At 52.8% G+C, this 6875-nt stretch carries 9 protein-coding genes and 1 pseudogene; 4 read left to right on the forward strand and 6 right to left on the reverse strand.

Going from position 1 to position 6875, the window contains the following annotated elements:
- Positions 1–476: 476 nt before the first annotated feature.
- From APY03_RS40580 to APY03_RS25815, 4 genes are all read left to right on the forward strand, one after another.
- Positions 477–953 (forward strand): TIR domain-containing protein, encoded by a 477-nt coding sequence (locus APY03_RS40580; protein ID WP_033041353.1) that lies wholly within the window; start codon positions 477–479, stop codon positions 951–953.
- 105 nt (positions 954–1058) lie between these two features.
- Entirely contained in the window at positions 1059–1661 is a 603-nt protein-coding gene (locus APY03_RS40585) for a TIR domain-containing protein (protein ID WP_033041352.1), read from the forward strand.
- A gap of 14 nt (positions 1662–1675) precedes the next feature.
- Positions 1676–2845 (forward strand): toll/interleukin-1 receptor domain-containing protein, encoded by a 1170-nt coding sequence (locus APY03_RS25810; protein WP_158407679.1) that lies wholly within the window; start codon positions 1676–1678, stop codon positions 2843–2845.
- On the forward strand, positions 2842–3411 hold the full coding sequence (locus APY03_RS25815) for an SLOG domain-containing protein (RefSeq protein WP_033041349.1): 570 nt from the start codon (positions 2842–2844) through the stop codon (positions 3409–3411). The genes APY03_RS25810 and APY03_RS25815 overlap by 4 nt, the downstream gene beginning before the upstream one ends.
- A gap of 82 nt (positions 3412–3493) precedes the next feature.
- Here the strand turns inward: APY03_RS25815 and APY03_RS40590 are convergent.
- From APY03_RS40590 to APY03_RS25830, 6 genes and pseudogenes are all read right to left on the reverse strand, one after another.
- A pseudogene (locus tag APY03_RS40590) lies at positions 3494–3607 on the reverse strand (JAB domain-containing protein); the annotation flags it as partial.
- Between the two features lie 60 nt (positions 3608–3667).
- On the reverse strand, positions 3668–4330 hold the full coding sequence (locus APY03_RS40595) for a uracil-DNA glycosylase (protein WP_071534888.1): 663 nt from the start codon (positions 4328–4330) through the stop codon (positions 3668–3670).
- 2 nt (positions 4331–4332) lie between these two features.
- Entirely contained in the window at positions 4333–5463 is a 1131-nt protein-coding gene (locus tag APY03_RS25820) for a nucleoside triphosphate pyrophosphohydrolase family protein (protein ID WP_028240166.1), read from the reverse strand.
- Positions 5464–5466: 3 nt separating this feature from the next.
- On the reverse strand, positions 5467–6093 hold the full coding sequence (locus tag APY03_RS40600; RefSeq protein WP_033045760.1) for a hypothetical protein: 627 nt from the start codon (positions 6091–6093) through the stop codon (positions 5467–5469).
- Complete coding sequence (locus APY03_RS25825; RefSeq protein ID WP_028240167.1) at positions 6093–6560, reverse strand: TIR domain-containing protein; 468 nt, start codon at positions 6558–6560, stop codon at positions 6093–6095. The genes APY03_RS40600 and APY03_RS25825 overlap by 1 nt, the downstream gene beginning before the upstream one ends.
- Before the next feature lie 79 nt (positions 6561–6639).
- Positions 6640–6875, reverse strand: a 236-nt coding sequence (locus APY03_RS25830) for a helix-turn-helix domain-containing protein (RefSeq protein WP_232324410.1), incomplete at its 5' end; no start/stop codon positions are given.

Consider the following 6875-nt stretch of genomic DNA (forward strand, 5'->3'; position numbering starts at 1 on the left):
GCCAAAGGAGCGCGCGGACGGGGGCCGTCAAGGAGACAAGCGCAGGGTTGGTGCGGCCCGCAGGCGCAGCCGAGGACACGGCCCTGCGCGCCTTGACGGCACACGGGAGCGGGCTACGGTCGCGGGTAAGGTGATGAAGTCAGGGGAGACGGCTGGACAAGGCAACGGCCATCCCTTTGTGCTGACCGCACGCAAGCGAAGCGCGCAGGCCCGAAGCTGGAAGCCGGGCCGGAGGCGTCAGGGATGTGGAAGGCTGGCGAATGCCAGTCCCGTCAGGGATGAGCGAATAGCGAACCTGGAGCAGCGCGGTCCGCGAAGCGGAGACGCAGGCGCACACTTTCAGCTATCATTTGTAAGGAAATTTACAAGAAAGTATTTCAAGCCAGCGATTAATTACGACTTCAGTTAAATAACTATCGCAATCCTCAATTCGAGATTTGCTTCATCGAAGCACCAACGACAAATGGAGATAAGTCATGGCGAATAAATGCTTTCTGAGCTTTCACTATAAACAGGATAGTTGGCGCGTGTCGCAAGTTCGGCAAATCGGAGCTATCGAAAAACAGCCTCTACTGGATTCGAACAAATGGGAAGAAATCAAGAAAGCAGGCGATGATGCCATCAAAAAATGGATCGCCGACAACATGAAAGGCAAAGAATGCCTTGTCGTACTTGTGGGCGAGAAGACTGCCAGCCGCCGCTGGGTCAAACACGAGATAAAGAAAGCCTGGAAGGACGGGCTGGGTGTACTCGCCATCCATGTCCACAATCTGAAAGACTCAGACGGAAATCAGTCGTCGAAAGGATCTAATCCGTTTACAGGCCTCACCGTTGATGGAGAAGCTGTCACGGGTAAAGTCTACGATCCGCCATACACCACCAGCACCAATGTGTATGACTACATCAAGTCGAATATTGAAACTTGGGTCAGCGACGCTATAAAGGCACGATGAACCGGCAATATCTGAATTGCATCCTGCGAGGTGTCGTTTGCTGTGGAGGATGCGGGTCACCTACATCCAAATTTGCCTGGGTTTAGTGTAATAGATGGAGTCAAAATGCCACGCAGAACATTCTTTTCTTTTCACTATGAGCCTGATGTATGGCGCGCCTGGAATGTCCGCAACAGTTGGGTTGTGAAGGAATCCGATGAGGAAAGCCGGGGCTTCTTTGACAGCAGCGTGTTTGAGGCATCGAAAAAAGAGAGTGACGATGCACTAAAGACTTTTCTCCGCAAGGGGTTGGAGAATACTTCGGTAACTTGTGTCCTTGCTGGAACCCATACATGGTCACGGCGATGGGTGCGCTACGAAATTGCTCGCAGTGTTATCAAGGGAAACGGCTTGCTAACCGTTTTCATTCACGGTGTCCAGAATAAAGACAAAGCGACATCTACAAAGGGTGCTGATCCATTGGCGCAGATGGGACTTTATAGAACCGATCGCGGCATATATCTCGCCGAGTGGAAGGACGGAAAGTGGGTGGCCTACGCAGATTACACGCTTGCGATTCCTGAGGGTGATCTGTGGTTCACAGCACCAAAAACGAATAGCGTAGTCCAACTGTCAAATCACTGCCTGAGTTACGATTTCATAGGCCAGGATGGCAGGAAAAATATTGGCGGATGGATTGAAACTGCTGCGGGAATGGCTGGCCGATGAGCGAGAACTCAAGCATGAGATCACCCTACCAGCTTATCCTGCTGGGTGCGGTCCATGGGCATGACACTCGCCTCCGCCGTAGCGTTGATCTGGCGCTTCAGGGGCTCGGGATTCCGAGCAACGCAATTACGTTTCTCAGCGATGCCAACGCCTCTAACCGCAGCTTAAAATCGCCGGTGATGGCAGTATTTTTCGGCTCGTCGGAAAGCACTGCCGATACCGCACTTGTGACGGAGTTGATTGATGACTCGATCGTTATCGCTCCGGTCGTTTCGGATTTGTCCCAGGTTCATGCAGAAATTCCGCCGCAGCTCAGACATGTCAATGCTATTGTATTGGGCACCAACGATGAAGGCATCACCCGCCTCGTTACGCTAGTCCTTGAGACATTTAGGCTGTTGCGACGTGAGCGACGACTTTTCATCAGTTACAAACGAACAGGGTCTCAGCCGCTGGCCGATCGGTTGTACGATGCGCTCGATGCTCGTGGCTTTGACGTTTTCATCGACGTGAGGTCAGTGCCTCCAGCCGCAGATTTCCAATCACAACTCTGGCACAGGATGTCGGATTCCGATGTCGTGGTGCTGATCGACACACCTGGCTTCAGAGAAGGTCGTTGGACGGCTGAAGAATTGGCGCGCGCAAACGCGACCAATGTGCAAATCTTGCACCTACTATGGCCGGGGCAAAAGGAAGACCCTGCATCGTCCTTCAGCCACTTCATGAAGCTTAGGCGTCGGGACTTCTTTGGATTTATTCCAATGCGGGGGCGTTGGGCCACGAAGGGATTGGTGACGAGAATTTGCGACGAGGTCGAACGGCTACGCGCACCAGCAATTGCCGCCCGCCACCGATATTTGGTCGATAACTTTTGCGACGCCGCCCGCGACGAGGGACTTGATCCAAGTGTTCAGATTGAAGGCTGGATTTCTCTCAAAACCGAGTCCAATCGAACGCTGGCGATCGTACCGGCAGTGGGAATACCAACCGCTGATCGCATCAACGAAGTGTTCGAAGCCATTACCAACCCCACTGTTGAGACGAGAGAAATATGGGTGATTTACGACAATAGAGGTGTACTGAGAACGTGGCTCTCTCACCTAGATTGGCTTGACTCGTATTTGCCGATCCGGGCCGTGCAAATGTCGAAGGCGCCACAACTTCTGAAGGAGCTCACCGCATGATAGATATATTTCTATCTGCCAGCGTGCCTTTGCCTGATCGCAATCGGGTATTTTTCGACACCGCCGATGTTCTTGCTATACGGGAAGCAATCAAGGCTTTGGTTGAAGTAGTGTTGCCGATTGGACGAATCACGTGCGGCGGCCATCCGGCGATAACGCCGCTATTGGCTCTCTTTTCCCGCGAGGCAAACCTTGACCGCAACAGGGTGGCGATTTACCAAAGTAAGCTTTTTGAGGGTCGATTGCCTCCTGAGCTAGCGGAGTTCGTCGACGTGCATATGGTGCCAGCGGTTGATGGCAACAGAGAAGCCAGTTTGACGGCCATGAGGCAAGCAATGATCGAAAGCCGCCGTTTCAGCGCAGCGGTGTTCGTCGGCGGCATGGAGGGGATCTATGAGGAGCATAAATTGTTCGTCGAACACCATCCCAAAGCTACAGTGCTCCCGCTTTCAACAACAGGGGCCGCCGCCAAAATAATTTATCAACAGGGAGAATATGATCCAATTTTTTCACGCGACCGAACCTATTCCAGCTTATTTCGTCGAAAGCTTCTGCCTGTGGATTAGCCGGGAAATTTTGCAGTAACTGCGTTCAGTAAGCTTGATGGAGCGAATAAAAAAATGGGGCCGCCTGTGCAGCCCCCTCGGTTCACAATAGCCCTCGCTCTGCAAATGAAGTTGTTTCCTGCCCGGCCACAACGACGTGATCCAGTGTGCGCACCTCCACCAGCGTCAGAGCCTCTTTCAGTCGCTGCATCAGTGAAAACCTGGCGAGTTGGATAGAAGGGGCGGTATCCGCTCGCTAAAATGCTGGAGCAATTCGTCAGAACAGCGATCCAGTCTTCATTGGATGTCCATACAGTTCAGAGATTTGCCCTTGAAACTGCGTCTGTCCGCCATAGCTCGGATGCCTCACGCAGATAACAGGCACGCTATCCGTGATTCGATGAGCGGCTGCGGCAGCATCGTTGCCGATGGCGACGATGCGCGAGGGACGAAGCAGAACGATGAGCTGTTGTAGTAGCTCTTCGCCGGCTCGCCTTTCACGGGCGTTGTGTTGCCGGTTGGTGAACGGATCCCCTGATTCATGAGGGTGAAGTGGGAAAACATTCCAGAGAAAGATGCGAGCATCAATGTGCTCTAGCATTCCCCATATAACCGCAGCGGTTCGCTCGGCTACGGCATTGCCGACTGTGGGCCGTTCTGGAGCCAGATCGACATTCCAACGTTTGGCATGTTGGCTCATGTGAACATCGTCAGTCAGGGCCAACCCAGTTCGGCGGCCTCCGCGATACCCCAAATCTCGACCGATCCAAATCGCATCTACAGGCTCCTCTGAAGCGCGACGCAATAATGCGGAAAGTGCGGCGGCGCGGCGGCGGGGCGCGTCTCGACGATCATGAACTTCACAGCGATCAGAATAAGGATTGAAGCAGTCCTCAAATTGCAGCGAGGAAACTGATTCAACAAAGGGGTGGATTTTCATTCTTAAGACTCAAGCGGCATATATTGTAGGGTGCGTTCTTTTCGGTTGCCGATGATCCAGCCGCCTTGATTTTTCTTGATTTGACGGAATACGGAATATCCGTCCATGATGGCTTTTTCCCAAAGCTTTAGCGGGCACTTCTCAACCTCATAGCCACTCACAAACTCTTCAATGGTTTTGAGAATCCCAAGGGAAACCTTTTCTTGATTCTCAAAATAGTTTAATTCCTTGGCTCTAGAGAAAATCCATGCCGTAAGCCCTTCCTCAACGACGATTGCCCGGCCGCTGTCTTGCTCTTCATCATATTTGGACTGGCTCTTTCGCTTGTGCTTGATCAATGCCCGTATTACAGGTGACCAATGCAAGATGGCTGCATATGCAAAATGGAAAACATCATGAAATCGGTAGCCATCTCGGTCAGCGATGTTGTCGGTCAGGGGATCACCTATGAATACGCCATTCCATTGGAGATAGCTTTTGCCGCTACCGCGTTGATTGACTCGGATCTTGAACTCTCTAGGGAGCTGCTCTTCTATTCCAAACTCGCTATCGAAATCAAGGCCAATCAGGTCAACCGCCTGTGGCTCCAAGAATGCACCCCTAGCTTTCCGGAGGTTCCCCCGCGCTACGTCCGAGAACGCCAACTCTGCGGCATGGATTGCATCGAGATAGGCTCGCGCGAAGGTGACCACGTCATTGCGCGCAGGCCCACTTCCCAGCAGAGCTGCGGCCGCCTGCCCCAAGCGTACCAAGGTAATGTCCAACGACGCAGGGGCCGCCACAGGCATGGCGATGTAAGCGAATGCACCTTCGGCTATGTCGCTTGCTGCCCCTATGTTCTTGAAGTTCCCGTGATTCGCCGCCTCGGCAAAGATATCTTCAAGTGGAGCTTGCATGCGCCGGCAGATCGCAGCCAAATACCAAAGCGTATCACCGAATTCTTCTTCCGCCGCCCTTCTGAAACCAGGGTACGCAGATTTTTCCCGGACATGTTTTTTGACAGTAGACATTATTCCACCGACTTCCCCATAAAGCCCTTGAAGGACAGGATTGAAATCGGTTGGACTGAGTACATCCGTAGCTGCAATTTCCGAAGCGTAGTCCGAAAGCAGCAGAGAACCTTCCTTGTGCATCGGTTACCTCCGAAGCGTCAGCCATTCGAATGGAGCGCCCTGATATCCATTCAGCCCAAAGCTACGAACCCATTGCTCTAGGTTCGCAATCAGTTTTGGATCGTCAAAAGTAGTTAGACCTATTCCTGTTTTGCATAGAGACCGGCCTTGCTGGTCTTTTAGCTCTTCCGGGAACTCCGGCCCCTCTCCTCCGAAGTACACGAAGTCATTGCTGATGAGAACCCTGTTTACACCCGTGTCGCGAGTGACGTGATCAGGATTAAGTGAACCATCGGGGCGAGAGTGAAAGGAATCTCGTTGCTGCCAGACGGCCGCTGGTGCGGCTCTGAAGTAGATATTGTCCCCGCAACTTTGCTTCCGACTACCGTTGCGATAGGGCTTTTTAGATTCAAACCGTGGATCTGCCCCATATTCATCAAATGTCATCGTTTCGGTGACTTGCATCGCATAAACCAGATACCCGCCTCGCCGAACACTTCGATCATTGCTGCCACTGCCTACCACCCAATCACCGATGTCAGCGCCCTTGCGGATATTTGGCTTGCAGGTTGCAAGCGTGCAGTATTCGTAAAAGGGATTGGGTGCGAAACCACTGTCGTACCGCACCACGTAGGAGTGGACACGTGCCATCAGCAGGGATGCCTTTTCAGAGGAACCGGATCACAGGCGCCACCGTCGGGTTTTTCCCATGTATCTTTTCCGTTGATCGCATCAATGATTGAGTCACCATTCCAGCCGACCAAGGCATCGGCGTATTCTTTCAGTGCCTCAGGAATGTCGCATTCCTTCTCACCATGCTCCCAGATGCCAACAATACGTTTGCCTTGCTTGGCTGCATATTCGATTTCCCAGGTCACCCAGTCGCTATCTTTCGTCTGGGGTGAGACGTAGCAAATAAATACGCCCGCCCAGTTTATCGCTGGGGCCAGAATCTGCGTCTTGATGTAATGCTCATCCGTGGCGTTGTTGAACTTTCCTGTATGGATGGAGGAGTCCCTTACATCCATCCCTTTCGGAGCCAGCAGATCTTTGAGCTTTTGGAGCCCATGATCGTCCTTATGGACATGGCTGATAAACACGTTCCTTTTCTCTGCCATCTGTCACCTCCATCGACGTTTTGATAGCGTAAAAGATCGTAACTGAAATTAGGTGGTTATGGCAGAAAACGCAGATCAATCAAAGGATCGCCCGGAGCCCCTTGTCGGCGATGATGTTGAGCAGCTTCAGCGCCGGGCCAGCGGGTCGGGTTTCACCTTGCTCCCACTTGCGCACGGTCGAGGCCGAGGTGTGCAGGTGATGCGCGAACACCGGCTGGCTGAATTTCAGCGTCTCCCGTAGGCGCCTAATGTCCTCGGCGCCAAACTCCCGCACTGGCGGCGGGCAGATCGCGTCGAACTCGCGCATCGTCACCT

Origin of the sequence: Variovorax sp. WDL1 (assembly GCF_001541225.1) — a bacterium.
Classification (GTDB): Bacteria; Pseudomonadota; Gammaproteobacteria; order Burkholderiales; family Burkholderiaceae_C; genus Variovorax.